This is a genomic window from Brevundimonas sp. Br13 (assembly GCF_055391505.1).
In genome coordinates, this window is record NZ_AP044008.1 from 551,708 (window position 1) to 568,507 (window position 16,800).

Annotated in this window: 19 protein-coding genes and 1 pseudogene; 10 read left to right on the top strand and 10 right to left on the bottom strand. The window is 68.1% G+C overall.

Translation table 11 applies throughout. The annotated features are described in order from the left end of the window. Positions 1–84: 84 nt before the first annotated feature. Together maiA and ACZ5M6_RS02690 are read right to left on the bottom strand one after the other, a co-directional pair. The gene (gene maiA, locus ACZ5M6_RS02685; protein WP_444571598.1) at positions 85–720 is read right to left on the bottom strand and encodes a maleylacetoacetate isomerase; all 636 of its coding nucleotides are present in this window, start codon (positions 718–720) and stop codon (positions 85–87) included. Further along, entirely contained in the window at positions 720–1,373 is a 654-nt protein-coding gene (locus tag ACZ5M6_RS02690; RefSeq protein WP_152949214.1) for a fumarylacetoacetate hydrolase family protein, read from the bottom strand. The genes maiA and ACZ5M6_RS02690 overlap by 1 nt, the downstream gene beginning before the upstream one ends. A gap of 137 nt (positions 1,374–1,510) precedes the next feature. Here ACZ5M6_RS02690 and ACZ5M6_RS02695 point away from each other — a divergent pair, with 137 nt between their 5' ends. Together ACZ5M6_RS02695 and ACZ5M6_RS02700 are read left to right on the top strand one after the other, a co-directional pair. Beyond that, positions 1,511–1,855 carry an ElaB/YgaM/YqjD family protein gene (locus ACZ5M6_RS02695; protein ID WP_054764358.1) on the top strand — a complete coding sequence of 115 codons (345 nt, stop codon included), beginning with the start codon at positions 1,511–1,513 and terminating at the stop codon, positions 1,853–1,855. After that, the gene (locus ACZ5M6_RS02700; protein ID WP_464159582.1) at positions 1,855–2,265 is read left to right on the top strand and encodes a hypothetical protein; all 411 of its coding nucleotides are present in this window, start codon (positions 1,855–1,857) and stop codon (positions 2,263–2,265) included. Before ACZ5M6_RS02695 ends, ACZ5M6_RS02700 begins: the two co-directional genes overlap by 1 nt. Positions 2,266–2,278: 13 nt before the next feature. On the opposite strand, the pseudogene ACZ5M6_RS02705 reads toward ACZ5M6_RS02700, so the two are convergent. Next, positions 2,279–3,045 (bottom strand): annotated as a pseudogene (locus ACZ5M6_RS02705) (IS5 family transposase). Between the two features lie 199 nt (positions 3,046–3,244). Here ACZ5M6_RS02705 and ACZ5M6_RS02710 point away from each other — a divergent pair. Next, complete coding sequence (locus ACZ5M6_RS02710) at positions 3,245–3,424, top strand: DUF1328 domain-containing protein (RefSeq protein ID WP_008262305.1); 180 nt, start codon at positions 3,245–3,247, stop codon at positions 3,422–3,424. Positions 3,425–3,524: 100 nt separating this feature from the next. On the opposite strand, the gene ACZ5M6_RS02715 is transcribed toward ACZ5M6_RS02710, so the two are convergent. The 3 genes from ACZ5M6_RS02715 to ACZ5M6_RS02725 all read right to left on the bottom strand — a co-directional run bounded on the left by ACZ5M6_RS02715 (position 3,525) and on the right by ACZ5M6_RS02725 (position 5,665). Further along, the gene (locus ACZ5M6_RS02715; protein WP_054764360.1) at positions 3,525–4,376 is read right to left on the bottom strand and encodes a metallophosphoesterase family protein; all 852 of its coding nucleotides are present in this window, start codon (positions 4,374–4,376) and stop codon (positions 3,525–3,527) included. Further along, entirely contained in the window at positions 4,376–5,332 is a 957-nt protein-coding gene (locus ACZ5M6_RS02720) for a diacylglycerol/lipid kinase family protein (RefSeq protein ID WP_464159585.1), read from the bottom strand. Before ACZ5M6_RS02720 ends, ACZ5M6_RS02715 begins: the two co-directional genes overlap by 1 nt. A 66-nt stretch (positions 5,333–5,398) precedes the next feature. Next, on the bottom strand, positions 5,399–5,665 hold the full coding sequence (locus tag ACZ5M6_RS02725; RefSeq protein ID WP_182713769.1) for a hypothetical protein: 267 nt from the start codon (positions 5,663–5,665) through the stop codon (positions 5,399–5,401). A 133-nt stretch (positions 5,666–5,798) separates the two neighbouring features. Between ACZ5M6_RS02725 and ACZ5M6_RS02730 the strand changes: the two genes are divergently transcribed. The 3 genes from ACZ5M6_RS02730 (at position 5,799) to ACZ5M6_RS02740 (ending at position 9,006) form a co-directional block, all read left to right on the top strand. Next, the gene (locus tag ACZ5M6_RS02730; protein WP_054764362.1) at positions 5,799–6,140 is read left to right on the top strand and encodes a YMGG-like glycine zipper-containing protein; all 342 of its coding nucleotides are present in this window, start codon (positions 5,799–5,801) and stop codon (positions 6,138–6,140) included. Between the two features lie 112 nt (positions 6,141–6,252). Next, positions 6,253–6,693 carry an OmpA family protein gene (locus ACZ5M6_RS02735; protein ID WP_054764363.1) on the top strand — a complete coding sequence of 147 codons (441 nt, stop codon included), beginning with the start codon at positions 6,253–6,255 and terminating at the stop codon, positions 6,691–6,693. A gap of 51 nt (positions 6,694–6,744) precedes the next feature. Beyond that, the gene (locus ACZ5M6_RS02740) at positions 6,745–9,006 is read left to right on the top strand and encodes a protein-disulfide reductase DsbD family protein (protein WP_464159588.1); all 2,262 of its coding nucleotides are present in this window, start codon (positions 6,745–6,747) and stop codon (positions 9,004–9,006) included. Here the strand turns inward: ACZ5M6_RS02740 and ACZ5M6_RS02745 are convergent. Then, positions 8,978–9,454, bottom strand: a complete 477-nt coding sequence (locus ACZ5M6_RS02745; protein ID WP_183216447.1) for a hypothetical protein — start codon at positions 9,452–9,454, stop codon at positions 8,978–8,980. The genes ACZ5M6_RS02740 and ACZ5M6_RS02745 overlap by 29 nt on opposite strands. Before the next feature lie 114 nt (positions 9,455–9,568). On the opposite strand from ACZ5M6_RS02745, the gene pgi reads away from it, so the two are divergent. After that, positions 9,569–11,176 carry a glucose-6-phosphate isomerase gene (pgi, locus tag ACZ5M6_RS02750; RefSeq protein ID WP_464159590.1) on the top strand — a complete coding sequence of 536 codons (1,608 nt, stop codon included), beginning with the start codon at positions 9,569–9,571 and terminating at the stop codon, positions 11,174–11,176. Positions 11,177–11,179: 3 nt separating this feature from the next. On the opposite strand, the gene ACZ5M6_RS02755 is transcribed toward pgi, so the two are convergent. After that, a complete protein-coding gene (locus tag ACZ5M6_RS02755; RefSeq protein ID WP_464159592.1) occupies positions 11,180–11,749 on the bottom strand; it encodes a DUF1826 domain-containing protein in 570 nt (189 codons plus the stop codon). 96 nt (positions 11,750–11,845) lie between these two features. Here ACZ5M6_RS02755 and zigA point away from each other — a divergent pair, with 96 nt between their 5' ends. Continuing rightward, entirely contained in the window at positions 11,846–13,066 is a 1,221-nt protein-coding gene (gene zigA, locus ACZ5M6_RS02760) for a zinc metallochaperone GTPase ZigA (RefSeq protein ID WP_464159594.1), read from the top strand. A 50-nt stretch (positions 13,067–13,116) separates the two neighbouring features. Here the strand turns inward: zigA and ACZ5M6_RS02765 are convergent, their stop codons facing one another. Continuing rightward, positions 13,117–13,542 carry a hypothetical protein gene (locus ACZ5M6_RS02765; protein ID WP_464159595.1) on the bottom strand — a complete coding sequence of 142 codons (426 nt, stop codon included), beginning with the start codon at positions 13,540–13,542 and terminating at the stop codon, positions 13,117–13,119. 275 nt (positions 13,543–13,817) lie between these two features. On the opposite strand from ACZ5M6_RS02765, the gene groES reads away from it, so the two are divergent. After that, complete coding sequence (gene groES, locus ACZ5M6_RS02770; protein WP_054764370.1) at positions 13,818–14,105, top strand: co-chaperone GroES; 288 nt, start codon at positions 13,818–13,820, stop codon at positions 14,103–14,105. A 137-nt stretch (positions 14,106–14,242) separates the two neighbouring features. Next, the gene (gene groL / locus ACZ5M6_RS02775; protein ID WP_054764371.1) at positions 14,243–15,889 is read left to right on the top strand and encodes a chaperonin GroEL; all 1,647 of its coding nucleotides are present in this window, start codon (positions 14,243–14,245) and stop codon (positions 15,887–15,889) included. A gap of 99 nt (positions 15,890–15,988) precedes the next feature. On the opposite strand, the gene ACZ5M6_RS02780 is transcribed toward groL, so the two are convergent. Continuing rightward, the gene (locus tag ACZ5M6_RS02780) at positions 15,989–16,729 is read right to left on the bottom strand and encodes a glycosyltransferase family 2 protein (protein ID WP_054764372.1); all 741 of its coding nucleotides are present in this window, start codon (positions 16,727–16,729) and stop codon (positions 15,989–15,991) included. Between the last annotated feature and the right edge of the window lie 71 nt (positions 16,730–16,800).

Here is a 16,800-nt window from a genome sequence, read left to right on the forward strand (position 1 = left end):
ATCATGCCCCCCAAAGCTTAAGGGAGGTTGATCAAGACCTTACGCGAGTCTTACTCATCGACCGCCGATATGGGTCGGGCGCGCTCAGCCGTCGGCGTCGGGCTGCCGGTCCGGGTGGGCCGCCTGAAAGGCCGGATGGGCCTGGGCGGCGGCCTCGACCGCCACAAGGCGCGGCCAGGGCGTCAGGGCCAGATTGAACCGCCGCGCCGAATAGAGCTGTGGAATCAGATAGCAGTCCGCCAGTCCGGGACGATCGCCGAAACTCCAACCCGCACCGTGGCGCGCGACCAGGACCTCCAGAGCGTCGAAGCCCGGCGTAATCCAGCGCCCCGCCCAGGCGTCGACCGTCGCCTGATCGGCGCCGAACTCCTGACGCAGGGCGGTCAGGACGCGAAGATTGTTCAGCGGATGGATGTCGCAGCCGATCAGGGCCGCCATGGCCCGGACCTGGGCGCGGTCCTGGGCGTCCTTCGGCAACAGGGGCGGCTCGGGATGGGTCTCCTCCAGCCATTCCAGGATCGCCGGGCTTTGGGTCAGGACCGTCTCCCCCTGCTGCAAGGCGGGGGTCATGCCCTGGGGATTGATCGCCAGAAAGGCGGGGGCCTTCTGTTCGCCCTTGCGCAGATCAAGGGCCGCAGTCTGATAAGCCAGTCCCTTCAGCCCCAGGCCGATGCGGACCCGATAGCTGGCGCCGGACCGCCAATAGCCGTGCAGGATCATCAGACGATCTCGAAGCTCAGGGGCGCCAGACCCTCGATGGCGACCGCCACCTTGTCGCCGCGCACGATCGGCCCGACGCCGGATGGGGTTCCGGTGAAGATCAGGTCGCCCGGCTGAAGCGTCCAGAGCCCGCCCGCCGCCGCGACGATCTGGTCCGGGTTCAGGATCATGTCGCTGAGGACGCTGGATTGGCGGGTTTCGCCATTGACGGTCAGGACGATGGACCCGTCCGGGTTCGGCAGGGCGCCAAGGGTTATGGCGCCGCAGGGCGCCGACTGATCAAACCCCTTGGCGGCGTCCCAAGGGCGACCGGCCGCCTTGGCCTGGGCCTGCAGATCGCGTCGGGTCAGATCGCACCCGGCGGCCCAGCCGACGATCCGCCCGCCTTCGCCGATGGCCGCCACCAGCTCGGCCTCATAGTGCAGCTGGGCCGTCGCGGACGGGTAGGCCGGATCGGCGCTGTCGGTCACCACGGCGTCGGCCGGCTTCGAAAAGAAGAAGGGCGTCTGCTTCTCCGGATCCGACCCCATTTCTCGCGCATGGGCGGCGTAGTTCTGGCCCACGCACAGAATCCGCCGCACGGGAAACCGTCGCGCATCGCCGATGATCGGCAGGCTGGGCTGGGGTCGGGGCTCGAACAGAAAGGCGGTCATGGCGCCAATCTAAGGCGCCGGGACGGAGGTGACGAGGCCTTCACCGACATTGGCGACGACGGAACCTCGACAGGGGTGTGGCGTTGGCAGACGGGGTTCCCTATTCTAATGCCAAGCTTGAAACTGGAGCGCGCATCATGGCCACCACCAAGGCTCGAGAAGACATCAAGGCCGATCTGAAGACCCTGAAGGAGGATCTGAAGGCCGGCGCTCGTGAAGAAACCCAGCGCCTGCGCGAAAAGGCCGAGGAGGCCGAGGCCCGCCTGCGCGCCAAGAGCGAGGAAGTGCGCGAACAGGCCCGCACCTATTACGACGCCGCCCGCGTTCGGGGCCGCGAATATTACGACGACGCCGCCGAGCGCCTGGACGAAGCCCAGCGCTATGTCGTCGAACGGGTGCAGGAGCGTCCGCTCCAGTCCACGGCCATCGCCCTGGGCGTCGGTCTGGTGCTGGGCATGCTGCTGGCCGGTCGCCGCCGCTGATGTTCAAGGGCATCCTCAAGCGCGCCGTGGCGACCGCCGTGGTCGCCGCCAGCGTCTTTTTGGCCGTCATCTTCCTGGGCGTCGCTGTGTTCTACGCCCTCCAATTGATGACCACGCCCTTGGGCGCGGCCGCCATCACCTTCGGCCTGTTCGCCTTGACGGCCCTGATCGTCGCCCTCGTCTTCCTGAAGCGCGCCGAAGGGGACGATGAGGACGAGGAGGAGGAGCCGGAGGGTCTGGCCGGCAAGATCCTGCATATGGTGCGCGAACGCCCCGTGATCGGGGTGGTCGGCGGACTGGGGGCCGCCTTCCTGCTGCTGCGGAATCCCGCCCTGGCCGCGATCGTGGCCAGCATGGTGGCCGACCGCAAGATGGAGCATCGCGGCTACGGTCGACGCCGCCGGCGCTAGGACGAATCGACATTCAGCGCATCCAGAGGATGGAAGCGGCGATGTGGACGAAGGCGAGGTAGTGTCGCGCCAGCCTATCGAAGCGGGTGGCGAAGCGGCGGAAGTGCTTGAGCTTGTTGAAGCAACGCTCGACGCAGTTGCGCAGCTTGTAGATCAGGGGATCGTGCGGGATCTGTGCCTTGCGAGATCGGGTCGAGGGTATGACAGCCTCGGCTCCGATCCTGGCCAGATGGGCGCGTAGGCTGTTGGCGTCATAGGCGCGGTCGGCGAGCACGGCGGCGGGGCGGTGGCCTTCCAGAAGGGCCGGCGCCGCCAGGATGTCGTGGCTCTGACCGGCTGCGATAAGGAAGCGAACGGGCCGTCCGAGCGTGTCGCAGGCCATGTGGACCTTGGTCGTCAGTCCACCTCTGGAACGCCCCACAGCCGGGTCGGGGCCCCCTTTTTTTGGCCGCTGCCCCGGCCGGTCGTCGCTTGTTGGTGGGCCCGCACAAGGGTCGAATCCAGCATCAGATACTGGTTGTCGCGATCCTTGATCAGGTCGTCGAACACCTTCTCCCAAACCCCCGCCGCCGCCCAGCGGCTGAAGCGCTTGTGCGCCGTCTTCCACTTGCCGTAGCGCTCCGGGAGATCCTGCCAATGCGCACCGGAGCGCAGCACCCAGAGCACCCCGTTCACGAACAGTCGGTTGTCGGACCCCGTCCGCCCGGGGTCCGACGCCTTACCCGGCAGCAACGGCGCGATCCGCAACCACTGCGCCTCGTCCAGCTCATAACGCTTCACGCCCATCACAAACCTCCGCCAAAGCGGAGACCTATGAATCACGCATCAAGCCCCGCGTGAATCCCTGAATGTCGATTGGACCTAGTCTTTCCTTTCTCTGTCGCGGGCGGAACGCCCCGCGACCGGGAACGTTGATCCACCGACGGACGAACGGCTGCGAGGCCGCCGTCGGAAACATCAACGCAGGAGAGCTAAACCCATGATTCGCTGGGCAATTATCTTCCTGGTCGTGGCTTTGATCGCAGCCGTTCTCGGCTTCGGCGGCATCGCGAACTTCTCGTTCGAGATCGCCAAATTCATCGCCGTGATCGCCATCATCCTGTTCGTCATCGCCCTTGTGGCCGGCGGACTTCGCGGACGCGGCGCGCCTCGATTGTAAAGGGCGTCGAGCTTCAAAACGGAAAGGGCCGGAACGCGAGTTCCGGCCCTTTCTTCATGCCGAGGTCCTTATGGGCCGTGGCCGAGATGGAAAGGCGGCGTCAGACCGCCGCCTTTTCCAGCATGCCCGGCGCGTTCGGATCGGGCGCCGTCGCCGCGCGGCGGGTGTCTTGGCGACGCGGAAGCCTCCACACCTGATGCGGCCTGTAGGCCGCGCCGTCCCAGGCCAGGGCGGTGACCGTGATGGTCTTGGCGTCCCACTCCACCTGATTGAAGCCGGGCGGCGATCCCCGCTCCCGATGCGACAAGGTTCCGCAACCCACCGCATAGGAACAGCGATCCGCCAGGTCGATCGCCAGGGCGAAGGGCACATGGACATGGCCCGTCATGATCAGATCCACGCCCGCCTCGGCGAAGATCAGCGCCGCCTCGTCCCCGCGCTTGACCTCACCGGTCATCGGCGCCCCGATCATCTCGATCAGCGGATGGTGACAGGCGAGGATGCGCAGCGCCCCGATCGGCGCCTGCCGCAGGGCCTCGGCCGCGCGCCGGGTCTGGTCCAGATCGATGACCCCCTTTGACCAGTTGGGCCGCGCCTGCCAGCCGCGCGCCGTGACGACGCCGCGCACCATGACGGTCTCATTGCAGAACTGGCCGTCGTGGGCCGGAAACCCGGTCGCCGTCTCGAACGCTTTCCAGGGATGGAACAGCCTTGCGACCGCGTCCCAGTAGGGGACGTCGTGGTTGCCGACGATGACGAAGCGCGGCTCGGGCATGGCGCGCATCCAGCGACCCGCCGCCGCGAACTCCTTGGGATAGCCCTTCTGGGTGATGTCGCCTGTGATCAGGACCAGGTCGTTGGGCGTGGCGTGGGCGTATTCCAGGGCGGCGGCGACCGCCCCCTTGTGCTCACATCCGAAATGAACATCGGAAAACTGGAGAATACGCCCCATTACAGACTGTCCTCGGCGGCGGGGGGTTTGGGCGCCAGGGCGCGAAACGCCTTGGGAATGAACCGCACCGTCGCCTCGGGGCTCAGAAGAAGGGGTTCGCCGTCGATCACGGCGGGAATCTTGGACCGAGCGCGCACGTCGATCCGCTTGGCGGGGCGGGTCGAGACCGCGGGATCATGGCGCCAGTCGCTGAACAGGGCCGTCGCCGCCAGTCGGAAGGCCTGGGTGGCGTCCGACGGATCCAGCGCCGCCGCCTCCAGCCCCGTCGGCTCCTCCATCGCCTTGGAGATCATCGGGCTGATCAACACCAGGGCTTCGGCGCGGCGACGGCCGCCTCCGTCCAGGCTGAACCTCAATCGGCCGGAAAAGGCTCGCTTCAGCGCCCGTCGAGCATAGGCCCAGGCCAGTCTCAGCTTTCCGGTCCGCATCGCCTCCCGCGCCGGGGCCCAAAGGGCCGGCGATCCCAGGATGGCCGCGCAGTAGAAATATTCCCCGCCGACCTCGCCGCCGGACACCGTCTGGGGCTCGCCCTCCTCCAGGGCGTGGCGCAAGGCCGCCTTCCAATCGCCGGTGCCGTAAAGCGCCTTGGGCAACATATTCATGGTGCCCCCGGGCAGGGGGGCGATCATCGGACCGTCCGGCCTGGCCTTGGCCGCCACCGAACGGGCCGTGCCGTCCCCGGCGAGAACGAAGATGACGTCGGGCGTTGCGGCGAAGGCGTCGGCGATGGCCTGGTCGAAGCCGCCGCCTTGCAACAGCATGACCTGGCTCTCCACCTGATAGTCGGCCAGGATCGCCTCGACCTCTGCGACGGCGCGCGGTCCGACGCCGCCTGACAGCGGATTCACCAGAATGACCAACCGCTTCAGCGACGCATGAGGCGTCAGGACGCGGCCCGCGTCCGGGCGCGGCCCGCCCGCCCCTGTGTCGGGCTCAGAGCTCAGGATGTCGGTCATGTCGGGCCGAACGCCTGCCAAGCCGAGCCGTTCCCCTCAGCATGACTCGAACGTCGCTTTGACGCCTCAGCGGCTGGGGCTGGGCGTTCGGCCGATCAAGGCTTGACCGTGGGCCCAGGCCGTCGCGATCCATCCGTCCATGGTCCGGCCGGCGGTCTCGACCGAACCCGCCCTGATCGACAGAACCAGCGTCAGGGCGCCGATCAAGGCCAGCAGAACCAGCAGGGTGTTGACCAGGGACGCCGCCGAGACTCTGCGCTTGCGTTTGCGAGGCCGCGACCAGATCGGTCCCTCGGCGCCGGCCGAAGCCCGCGTCAGTGTGGAAAATCGCATCGTCCTGCCCCCATAAGCTTGACTGCCGTGCGGCGATTTTAGCCGCTTCAGCGGAACAGTGATAGACAAGGGAACCGGTGCGGGAGTCCAGCGTTCTCGTATTCGGGGCGAACCCAGGATAAAGGAATTCACCATGAACAAGGCCATCATCGCCATAGCCGGCGCCGGTCTTCTGGCTTCGGCCTGCGCCAGCGATCCTTACGGCGGCACCAACCAGACGGTGCGCCAGGGCGCCATCGGCGCGGGCCTCGGCGCCGTGGCGGGCGCGGTCATCGGCAACAATGTCGGCGGCGGCAATGCGGCCACCGGCGCCCTGATCGGCGGCGCCCTGGGCGGTGCGGCCGGCGCGGTGCGCGGCTCTCAGGCGGACCGCAACAACCAGCAGCGTTATCGCGACAGCCAGGGTCGCTACTACTACTGCTACGACAACCGCCAGGACGAATGCTACTGGGACAATGGCCAACGGCGCTATTGAGCCTCAGGGTTTCTGAACGGACGTGAGACGGTTCGCGTCCGTTCAACCGGGCGGCTCGTCGGCGACGGGCCGCCCTTTTTGCGTCTGCAGACGCACAACCGAGGGGGACGGTATGAGATATCTGACGATTTCGGCATTGGGTTTGGCTGCGGCCGTGTCGGCCTGCGCCACCGCGCCTTCGCGAGACGCAATCGTGACGGGCGAATCGCCGTGCGCGCCGGTGCGGTTCGACATCTATTTCCGTGAAGGCGAGGCTCGGCTTACGCCTGCGGCCGATCAGGCGATCACGGCGGCGGCGAATGTGCTGAAGACCTGCGACGTTCGGCGGGTCCAGGTGCTGGGCCTCGCGGACGCCACGGGCGGGTCTGCGGCCAACCTCAGCCTCTCTCAACAGAGGGCGCGGTCCGTGGCCCAGGCCTTGAACACCGCCGGCCTGCCCGCCCCCGTCTTCGACGTGGCCGCCGCCGGGGACGTCGGCGCAGTCACTACCGAGGGCGCTGCCGAGCCGTTGCGCCGCCGCACCGAGGTGGCGATCGACGCCCATCCTCGCTGATCCCGTAAAGGCGCCCTGACAGGGGCGGTCTCCCGGCCTAAAAGGCCGATCATGCGCCTTCTTTTCTCCATCCTGTTCAAGGCCGGCCGGCTCCGCGACGGCTCCAGAGTCGGGGTGCGCCTGCTGCTGGTCTTGAACCTCGGCCTGCTGCTGGGCCTGGCCGGTCCGGCCCTGGCCCAGGTCCGAAGCCAAGCCCCCGTCGAGAGGGGCGCTCAGGGCGCGCAGAACATCCGGGCGGAACTCATTCCTCTGACGCGCTGGGCGGCGCCGGGCTCCACCGCCGTGGTGGCGGTGCGACAGCAGATCGCCGAGGGGTGGCACACCTATTGGCGCAACCCCGGCGATTCCGGGGGCCCCACCACCCTGAACTGGCGCCTTCCGCCGGGGGTCGAGGCCGGCGACATCGTCTGGCCCCTGCCGACCCGCCAGCGGCTGATGAGCCTGGTCAACTACGGCTATTCGGGCGAGGTCTATCTGCCCGTGCCGATCGAGATCCCGGCCTCGGCCCGACCCGGCACCACCCTGCCCCTGGTCGCCGACGCCCTGCTTCTGGTGTGCAGCGACCAGATGTGCGTGCCGGTGCAGATGAGCCTGAGGCTGGACCTGCCGATCCGGGAGGGGGCGCCGCCGCTGGACCCGGATCACGGCCGGGCGCTCCAGGCCGTGCTCGAGGCCGCGCCACGCCCTGCGGGGATCGAGGCGCGCGCCGCGCTCGAGAACGGCGTCCTGACCCTGTCGGCGGCGGGCGGACCGCTGGCGGAGATCATGGGCCGCGCGCCGGGCGTGACCCAGGCCTATTTCTATCCCTACGACAGCAGCGTGATCGACCATGCGGCGGCCCAGTCGGGCCAGGCCGGCCCCCGGGGGCTGAGCCTGACCCTGACTCCCGGGGCCGATCTGAAGGCTCAGGGCCTGACCCGGCCGGTGTCCGGCGTCCTGGCCACCGACGCCGGCGCCTGGGAGATCACGGCCCAGCCCGGTCCCCCCCTGCCCGGAACGGCCGGCGGCGCGGCCCTCAGCGGCGAGGCCGCCCCCCCCGCCGAAGGGGCCGGCGCGGGCTTGATCCTGCAGTCGATCCTGTTCGCCTTCGTCGGCGGACTGATCCTGAACCTGATGCCCTGCGTCTTCCCCATACTGGCGATGAAGGCCGCCGCCCTGGCCGTCTCGGCCCATCAGGCCGGCGAGGCGCGGCGCGACGGCCTGCTGTTCCTGGCCGGGGTCCTGTCCAGCTTCCTGGTCCTGGCGGGCGTCCTGCTGATCCTGCGCGCGGGCGGCGAGGCCATAGGCTGGGGCTTCCAGCTTCAGTCGCCGGCGGTGATCGCGGGCCTGGCCCTGCTGATGCTGGGCGTCGGCCTGAACCTGTCGGGCGTCTTCCATGTCGGGGCAGGACTGCAGGGGGCCGGCGCCGGTCCCCTGTCGCGGCTGCCCGGCGGCGTGGGGGCCTTCTTCACCGGGGTGCTGGCCGTGGTCGTCGCCGCCCCCTGCACCGCCCCCTTCATGGCCGCCGCCCTGGGCGCAGCCCTGCTGGCGCCCTGGCCGGCGGCCCTGGCGATCTTCCTGATGCTGGGCCTGGGCCTGGCCCTGCCCTATGTGGCGATCAGCCTGTCGCCCGGCCTGTTGCGACGCTTCCCCCGGCCGGGGCCGTGGATGGAGCGGCTGAAGGCCTTGCTGGCCTTCCCCATGTACGGCGCGGCCCTGTGGCTGGTCTGGGTCTTTTCGCGCCAGACGGGACCCGACGCCTTGGCCCTGGTCCTCGCTGCGGGCCTGATGCTGGCCTTCGGTCTGTGGCTGTCCGGCATGAACCAGGCGCGCCGGGCCCAGGGCGGGACCGCCGTGGTCAGCGCCGTCGCCGCCACCCTGGCCCTGCTCTTCGCCGTCGGTTTCGCCGGTCTGGCCGCCACCCGACCGCCGTCCGCGGCGGCGGCCGAGACCGGTTCCCTCACAGCCGCCCACTGGTCGGCCGAGGCCGTCCGCGCCGCCCAGGCCGCAGGCCGTCCCGTCCTGGTCAACTTCACCGCCGACTGGTGCGTCACCTGCAAGATCAATGAGCGCGCCGCCCTGTCCTCGCCCCGCGTCGCCGAGGCCCTGAAGGCGTCGAACACCCTCTATCTGGTCGGCGACTGGACCCGCCGCGACGACGCCATCAGCCGTGAACTGGAGCGTCACGGCCGCTCGGGCGTGCCCCTGTATCTGCTGTATCCGGCGGAAGGCGGCGAGCCCCGCGTTCTGCCGCAACTGTTGACTGAAGGCCTGGTCCTCGAGGCGCTCCGCCCCGTCAAAACGACTAGACCTCAGGCTGAGGCGGGGCGGTGATCACTTCGACATTGTCGTTCAGCAAATAGGACAGTTCCGACAGGGCCGTAGCGCGCTCTGCGGGGGTAGCGGCGGCCTGAACCGCCTGGACCTTTTTCGGCATGTCCTCGGAGATGCCGCGCAGGATGCATTTCAGATCGCCGTCGGTGCCCCGTTCCTTCAGAATCAGATGGCCCTGCAGGTCCAGGGCCGCCAGTTCGTCCGCCTGGGCCTTGAAGCCGGTGAAGGCCTGGCTGGTGAAGAAACCGGCGTCGTCCGCAGCCTTTGACGCCGCCCAGCCGTCGACCATCGCCTTCAGCCTCCCGGACCGGGCCACGATGTCGGCGAACAGGGGCTCGGCCGCCACGGACACGGGGGCGCCGGCGGCCGCAGGGGGCTGATCGGCCGCCAGGGCCACGGCGGGATTGGACAGGGTCAGGGCGATCGTGAGAGCAAGGCCGCAGGACATGAGGTGACTTCCTGTTTCAGCGTCGGCTAGGACGTTGAACCGGCATACGCTCGACCCGTAAACGAGTGTTTACCTTCCTTGTCTTCCCAAGATTTCTCCTCCCGAGGACGACTGATGACCCGCAACGACGCCTGGACCGCCTTCGACGCCGCCGCCGCAACGGCGGGCAAAGCCCGTATCGTGGACCAGTTCGCCGCCGATCCGGACCGGCTGGCGCGGATGTCGGTCGAGGCGGCGGGTCTCTATCTGGATCTGTCGAAACAGAGCTGGACCCGGGACGCCTTCGAGGCCTGTCTGGACCTGGTCCACGCCTGCGACGTCGAGGGCCGTCGCGCCGCCCTGTTCGCTGGCGAGGCCGTCAACCTGACCGAGGGCCGGGCCGTGCTGCATCCGGCCCTGCGGGCCCCGGCCGGCGCCGACTTCAAGGCCCTGGGCGAGCCGGTCTCGGCCGAGGTGGACGCGGTGCGCGCCGACATGAAGACCTATGCCGAGGCCGTGCGCGCGGGCGCCGAGGCGGGGGCGACGGGCAAACGGTTCAAAGCCATCGTCCATGTCGGCATCGGCGGCTCGGACCTGGGTCCGCGCGTGGTGTGGGACGCCCTGCGGCCGCTGGAGCCGTCCATCGACCTGCGTTTCGTCGCCAACATCGACCCCCGCGACATGGCCGAGGCCCTGACGGGGCTCGATCCCGAGACCACCCTGGTCGTGGTGGTGTCCAAGACCTTCACCACCCAGGAAACCCTGGCCAACGCCGAGGCGGCCAAGGCCTGGCTGGCGGCCGCCCTGCCGGTCGAAGGCATGACGAAACACTTCATCGGGGTGACGGCGGCGCCGGACAAGGCGGCGGCCTTCGGCTGCGGCCGCACCTTCGCGTTCAGGGACTGGGTCGGCGGACGCTATTCGCTGTGGTCGGCGGTCAGCCTGTCGTGCGCCATCGCCCTGGGCTGGGACGTGTTCGAGGCCATGCTGGCCGGGGCGGCGGCCATGGACGATCACTTCGTCTCGGCCCCGCTGGAGCGGAACGCCCCGATCCTTCTGGCCCTGGCCCAGGTCTTCAACGTTGACGGCCTGAACCGGCCCGCCCGCACCGTGGCGCCCTACGCCCACGCCCTGCGTCGCCTGCCGTCCTTCCTCCAGCAGCTGGAGATGGAGTCGAACGGCAAGCGGGTGCATCGCGACGGCGCGCCCGTGACGCGCCAGACCTGCCCCATCGTCTTCGGCGAGCCCGGCACCAACGGCCAGCACGCCTTCTTCCAACAGATCCACCAGGGCCCCAAGATCGTCCCGGCCGAGTTCGTCATCGTGGCCAAGACCCACGGAGACGCGCCGGAATCCCCCCTCTGGTCAAACGCCCTGGCCCAGGGTCAGGCCCTGATGCTGGGCAAGACCACCGAAGCCGCCAAGGCGGAAGGCCTGGCCCAGGGCCTGTCGGAGGAAGAGGCGACGCGTCTCGCGACCCACCGCACCTTCACCGGAAACCGCCCCTCGACCGCCATACTGATGGACCGTCTGACGCCCCAGACCCTGGGCGCCCTTCTGGCCCTCTATGAGCACAAGACCTTCGTCGAGGGCGTGATCTGGGACATCAACAGCTTCGACCAATGGGGCGTGGAGCTGGGCAAGGTCCTGGCCAAGGCGATCCTGAAGGATGTCCACGCCGGCGGCCCCTCCGCCGATCTGGACCCTTCGACGGCCGGCCTGATGACGCGGTTGATGGGCTGACGCTCAGGCCGGCGCGGCGTCGATCGTCAGGACGCGCCGGGGGGTGCGTCTCCCGGCCGGCGGCGAGCGGTGCAGGACCACCGGCAAGTCCGGCCAGGCCTCCCAGCCCGGCGCCGTGCCCTTGATGACGGCGACGTCGCCAGGGTGAAGGGTGCGGACCCGACGACGCGTGCCGATCAGGCGCCCGTCCAGATCCTCGCCGATCTCGCCGGCGAAGGCCCATTCGGGCCCCGGCCCCTCATAGGCGACGATCAGGCGCACCGGAACGGCGTCCTGATGAAACCGCGGGCAGGCGCGCCGGGTCACGGTCTCCCACCGCGCGCGCCAGGCGTCGTATCCGCTGATCGCCGCCACAATCTCCGCCAATCCCTCGATATCCTGCAGCAACCATTCGGGCGCCGGGCCGGACGTGGCGATCCAGCGCCCGTCGCAGTCGGCGGTGAAGTCCGCCGGGGGTAAGGCGTCCGGCGGCATGGGACTGGGCCGCGACCAGATCGCCATCCGCACCTGCGGCTCGAACAGGGTGGTGAAGACCGTGGGCGCCTGCCCCTGGACGACTGCGCCGACCGCCATGGAAAACCTTGCTGACTGTGCTTGTTATAATATAACGTAACTCTCACAGTCGCCGGGCTGTGGTCAAGCTCGGCGCAGCAGCCGTGGAGCGCCGTCATGTCCGAGTTCAAGACCCTGCCCGTCACCGTCCTGTCCGGCTTCCTCGGAGCCGGCAAGACGACCCTGCTGAACCACGTCCTGGCGAACCGCGACGGGCTGCGGGTCGCGGTCATCGTCAACGACATGAGCGAGGTGAACATCGACGCCGCCCTGGTGCGCGACGGCGGCGGGGCGGACCTGTCGCGGACCGAGGAACGGCTGGTTGAGATGTCCAACGGCTGTATCTGCTGCACCCTGCGCGAGGACCTGCTGATCGAGGTCGGCAAGCTGGCGCGCGAGGGTCGGTTCGACTGCCTGCTGATCGAATCCACCGGGATATCCGAACCCATGCCGGTCGCCGCCACCTTCGACTTTCGCGACGAGGACGGTTTCAGCCTGTCGGACCTGGCCCGGATCGACACCATGGTGACGGTGGTGGACGCCTTCAACTTCCACCGCGACTATCCCTCGACCGACCGGCTGAAGACTCGCGGCGAACATCTGGGCGAGGACGACGAACGCACGATCGCCAATCTGCTGATCGACCAGATCGAGTTCGCCGACGTCATCGTGCTGAACAAGTGCGATCTGCTCGATGCGACCCAACTCGGGACGCTGAAGGCGATGATGGCCCAGTTCAATCCGCGCGCCCGGATCATCCAGGCAGTGCGCGGCGCCGTGCCCCTGGATCAGGTCGTCGGCACGGGCCTGTTCGACATGGAAAGGGCGGAACAGGCGGCCGGCTGGTCCCAGGCCCTGCGCGGCGAGGTGACGCCCGAGACCGAGGAATACGGCGTCTCAACCTTCGTCTACAGGGCGCGCAGACCCTTTCATCCCCGACGCTTCTACGACCTGCTGCAGCGCGAATGGCCCGGCGTCTGGCGCTCCAAGGGCTTCTTCTGGCTGGCCAGCCGGATGGACTATGTCGGTTCCTGGAGCCAGGCCGGGGCCGTGACCGAACATGAATGGGGCGGACTGTGGTGGGCTTCGGCGCCGCGCGAGCGCTGGCCCGACGACAACGCCGAATGGCTGAAGGCGATCGAGGCCGTCTGGCGACAACCCTATGGCGACCGTCGTCAGGAGATCGTCCTGATCGGCAAGGACATGAACCGCGATCTGCTGACCTCCCTGTTCGACGCCGCCCTTTTGAGCCGGTTCGAGATGGAACGCGGACCCAAGGGCTGGGCCAGGCTGGAGGATCCCTTCCCGCATTGGGACCCGCGTCGGGACGCGGCATGACAAAAGGGGCGTCTTGATAAGGCGCCCCTTCTGAATTTCACGTCCGCAGTCTACCAGCGGCGATCGTAGCGATAGTCGCGGCGCTCGTCGCGCCGGTCATAGCGCTGGTCGCGGCGCCAGTCGCGATAATCACGGCGCTGCTCCCAGCGCGGGTCGCGGCTGTTGATGCCGTGCTCGCGTTCCCAGTGGCCCTGGTTCCGGTAGCATTGGCCGCCGCGATAATAGCCGCAGTCCGATCCGCGATTGGACGAGGCTACCGCGCCCAAGGCCGCGCCGGCCAAGGTGCCGCCCGCAATATAGGTTCCGTCGCCATTGCCGTAGACGGCGCCCGCCAGTCCGCCGACGGCGGCGCCGATCAGGGCGTTGCGGGCGGTGTCGTCGCGGTCACGCGACTGGGCCGAAGCCGGGGCGGCGGTCAAGGCCAGGGCGGCGGCGGGGGCGACAACGGCGGCGGTGATTTTCAACAGCTTGGACATGGTCCGTCTCCTCTGAATCGCCTCGCGTCTTCCGGGGATCGCGAGCGTTGAGGTGGTTTTAGCGCGCGCCGTTTGAACGGGTTCGGAGGCCGTGGTTCATCGCGCGTTCATCCGTCGCGGAAGTTTCACACGCGGCGGCGCTTGACGCCCCGCCGCCCTCTGACTAACTCCCGCTCGCGTTAGCACTCTCCGTGGTCGGCTGCTAAAACGGCGGTCGCGGAGAGGCTGACCCATTGTTCAAATCGCCCCATTCGGGGGATCAAGGGAGACAACCGATGGCGTTTCGTCCGCTCGGCGACCGCGTGCTGGTCAAGCGCGTTGAAGAAGAATCCAAGACCAAGGGCGGGATCATCATCCCCGACACCGCCAAGGAAAAGCCCCAGGAAGGCGAAGTCGTCGCCGTCGGCCCCGGCGCCCGCGACGACTCGGGCAAGGTCAACGCCCTGGAGCTGAAGGCCGGCGACCGCATCCTGTTCGGCAAGTGGTCGGGCACGGAAGTGAAGATCGACGGCGAAGACCTGATCATCATGAAAGAGTCGGACGTGCTTGGAGTGCTGAGCTAAGGCTCAGCCCTCAGTGGCGAGTGATCAGTGGCGAGTGGCGAGCAGGTTTCCGGACGAAACCGCCGCCGTCGCCCCAATCTCAGATCCTCGCCACTCGCCACTAACCACTCGCCACTCACACAAAAGGAGCTGCCCGCATGGCCGCTAAAATCGTACAGTTCAACACCGACGCGCGCGACAAGATGCTGCGCGGCGTCAACGTCCTCGCCAACGCCGTCAAGGTGACCCTGGGTCCGAAGGGTCGCAACGTCGTGATCCAGAAGTCCTTCGGCGCCCCGCGCTCGACCAAGGACGGCGTCTCGGTCGCCAAGGAAATCGAGCTGGAAGACGCCTTCGAGAACATGGGCGCCCAGATGATCCGCGAAGTCGCTTCGAAGACGAACGACAAGGCGGGCGACGGCACCACCACCGCGACCGTTCTGGCTCAAGCCATCGTGCAAGAGGGCCTCAAGGCCGTCGCCGCCGGCATGAACCCGATGGATCTGAAGCGCGGCATCGACAAGGCCGTCGGCCTGGTCCTGGAAGAGGTCAAGACCAACTCCAAGCCCGTTTCCAACAACTCGGAAATCGCCCAGGTCGGCACCATTTCGGCCAACGGCGACTCCGAAATCGGCGAGCTGATCGCCCAGGCCATGGCCAAGGTCGGCAATGAAGGCGTGATCACCGTCGAGGAAGCCAAGACCGCCGACACCACCGTCGACGTCGTCGAAGGCATGCAGTTCGACCGCGGCTATCTGAGCCCCTACTTCATCACCAACGCCGACAAGATGGAGGCCGTTCTCGAAGAGCCGCTGATCCTGCTGTTCGAGAAGAAGCTGACCTCGCTGCAGGCCATGCTGCCGATCCTGGAAGCCGTGGTGCAGTCGGGCCGTCCGCTGCTGATCATCGCCGAGGACATCGAAGGCGAAGCCCTGGCCACCCTGGTGGTCAACAAGCTGCGCGGCGGCCTGCGCGTCGCCGCCGTCAAGGCGCCGGGCTTCGGCGACCGCCGCAAGGCCATGCTGGAAGACATCGCCATCCTGACGGGCGGCCAAGTCATCTCGGAAGACCTGGGCATCAAGCTGGAGAGCGTCACGCTCGACATGCTCGGCAAGGCCAAGAAGGTCTCGATCACCAAGGACGACACCACCATCGTCGAAGGCGTGGGTGAGAAGGCCGACATCGAAGCCCGCGTGGCCCAGATCAAGCGCCAGATCGAAGACACCACCTCCGACTACGACAAGGAAAAGCTGCAGGAACGTCTGGCCAAGCTGGCCGGCGGCGTCGCGGTTCTCCGCGTCGGCGGCTCGACCGAAGTCGAAGTGAAGGAAAAGAAGGACCGCGTCGACGACGCCCTGAACGCCACCCGCGCTGCGGCTGACGAAGGCATCGTTCCCGGCGGCGGCATCGCCCTGTTGAAGGCCTCCAAGATCCTGGCCGACGTCAAGGGCGACAACGCCGACCAGAACGCCGGCATCGCCATCATCCGTCGCGCCCTGCAGGCCCCGATCCGTCAGATCGCCGAAAACGCCGGCGTCGAAGGCTCGATCGTGGTCGGCAAGGTGCTGGAGAACAACGACGCCTCCTTCGGCTTCAACGCCCAGACGGAAGAGTACGGCGACCTGGTCAAGATGGGCGTCATCGACCCCGCCAAGGTCGTCCGCACGGCCCTGCAAGACGCCGCTTCGGTGGCCGGCATCCTGATCACCACGGAAGCCGCCGTCGCCGACGCCCCCAAGAAGTCGGGCGGCGCCGCCGCTCCTGACATGGGCGGCATGGGCGGCATGGGTGGCATGGACTTCTAAGTCCAAGCCTTCCGACGCTGAAATGCAGAAGGGCGGGACCGCGAGGTCCCGCCCTTTTCTATTGTCGCGCCCGTTCTGTGAGCGTCTGGATTATCGCGCTCAGAATTCGGAGATCGCCCCCGGCCGGCGCGACCGGCTCTTCAGCCACATGACGCCCAAGAGATCGGCGAAGGCGACCTTCAGCCGGCCCCAGTTGGTGTATTTCGACCGGCCGGTTTCGCGGTGGCGGTGATCGACGTCCAGATACTGGTTTCGGTAACCCTCGCGGATCATCAGGGCCGGCAGATAGCGGTGGATGTGATCGAAATAGGGAAGCCGCAGGAAGACGTCGCGGCGAAAGGCCTTCAGCCCGCAGCCGGTGTCGTCGGCGTCGTCGCCCAGCAGCCGACGACGGATGCGGTTCGCCCAGACCGAGGCCTGGCGTTTGGCGGCGCTGTCCTGGCGCTTGGCCCGTCGCCCGCCGATCAGACCGACGTCTGCGGGGGCCGCAAGCAGGGCGTCCACCAGCCGGGGCGCATCGGCCGGCGGGTTCTGACCGTCGCCGTCCATCGTCACCACCACCGATCCCCGCGCCGCCAGCACCCCGGTGCGCACCGCCCGGCTCTGGCCCGCATTGGTTCCGTGGGCCAGAACCCGCAAGGTCGGCAGTTCGGCCATGGCCGCCTTCAGCTCGGCCAAGGTCGCGTCCCTGGAGGCGTCGTCGACGAAGATCATTTCATAGGACCGGCCGGCGAAGGCGGCCGCGATTTCACGCGCCAGGGGCACGGCGGCGCCGGCCTCGTCGTGAACGGGAACCACTACGGAGATCTGGGGCGCGTCAGGAGCGATTTGGGCGGTCATGCCGCTCCATAGACGAGATCGACGGCTTAGGGGAGACGGCTGACGCCGGCCCGGTCCCCGTGTAAGGAGTC

What these genes read in the sequence shown, in the direction of transcription:
- maiA (WP_444571598.1), bottom strand. Translation starts at nt 720, where the DNA reads ATGATCCTGCACGGCTATTGGCGGTCCGGCGCCAGCTATCGGGTCCGC.
- ACZ5M6_RS02690 (WP_152949214.1), bottom strand. Translation starts at nt 1,373, where the DNA reads ATGACCGCCTTTCTGTTCGAGCCCCGACCCCAGCCCAGCCTGCCGATC.
- ACZ5M6_RS02695 (WP_054764358.1), top strand. Translation starts at nt 1,511, where the DNA reads ATGGCCACCACCAAGGCTCGAGAAGACATCAAGGCCGATCTGAAGACC.
- ACZ5M6_RS02700 (WP_464159582.1), top strand. Translation starts at nt 1,855, where the DNA reads ATGTTCAAGGGCATCCTCAAGCGCGCCGTGGCGACCGCCGTGGTCGCC.
- ACZ5M6_RS02710 (WP_008262305.1), top strand. Translation starts at nt 3,245, where the DNA reads ATGATTCGCTGGGCAATTATCTTCCTGGTCGTGGCTTTGATCGCAGCC.
- ACZ5M6_RS02715 (WP_054764360.1), bottom strand. Translation starts at nt 4,376, where the DNA reads ATGGGGCGTATTCTCCAGTTTTCCGATGTTCATTTCGGATGTGAGCAC.
- ACZ5M6_RS02720 (WP_464159585.1), bottom strand. Translation starts at nt 5,332, where the DNA reads ATGACCGACATCCTGAGCTCTGAGCCCGACACAGGGGCGGGCGGGCCG.
- ACZ5M6_RS02725 (WP_182713769.1), bottom strand. Translation starts at nt 5,665, where the DNA reads ATGCGATTTTCCACACTGACGCGGGCTTCGGCCGGCGCCGAGGGACCG.
- ACZ5M6_RS02730 (WP_054764362.1), top strand. Translation starts at nt 5,799, where the DNA reads ATGAACAAGGCCATCATCGCCATAGCCGGCGCCGGTCTTCTGGCTTCG.
- ACZ5M6_RS02735 (WP_054764363.1), top strand. Translation starts at nt 6,253, where the DNA reads ATGAGATATCTGACGATTTCGGCATTGGGTTTGGCTGCGGCCGTGTCG.
- ACZ5M6_RS02740 (WP_464159588.1), top strand. Translation starts at nt 6,745, where the DNA reads ATGCGCCTTCTTTTCTCCATCCTGTTCAAGGCCGGCCGGCTCCGCGAC.
- ACZ5M6_RS02745 (WP_183216447.1), bottom strand. Translation starts at nt 9,454, where the DNA reads ATGTCCTGCGGCCTTGCTCTCACGATCGCCCTGACCCTGTCCAATCCC.
- pgi (WP_464159590.1), top strand. Translation starts at nt 9,569, where the DNA reads ATGACCCGCAACGACGCCTGGACCGCCTTCGACGCCGCCGCCGCAACG.
- ACZ5M6_RS02755 (WP_464159592.1), bottom strand. Translation starts at nt 11,749, where the DNA reads ATGGCGGTCGGCGCAGTCGTCCAGGGGCAGGCGCCCACGGTCTTCACC.
- zigA (WP_464159594.1), top strand. Translation starts at nt 11,846, where the DNA reads ATGTCCGAGTTCAAGACCCTGCCCGTCACCGTCCTGTCCGGCTTCCTC.
- ACZ5M6_RS02765 (WP_464159595.1), bottom strand. Translation starts at nt 13,542, where the DNA reads ATGTCCAAGCTGTTGAAAATCACCGCCGCCGTTGTCGCCCCCGCCGCC.
- groES (WP_054764370.1), top strand. Translation starts at nt 13,818, where the DNA reads ATGGCGTTTCGTCCGCTCGGCGACCGCGTGCTGGTCAAGCGCGTTGAA.
- groL (WP_054764371.1), top strand. Translation starts at nt 14,243, where the DNA reads ATGGCCGCTAAAATCGTACAGTTCAACACCGACGCGCGCGACAAGATG.
- ACZ5M6_RS02780 (WP_054764372.1), bottom strand. Translation starts at nt 16,729, where the DNA reads ATGACCGCCCAAATCGCTCCTGACGCGCCCCAGATCTCCGTAGTGGTT.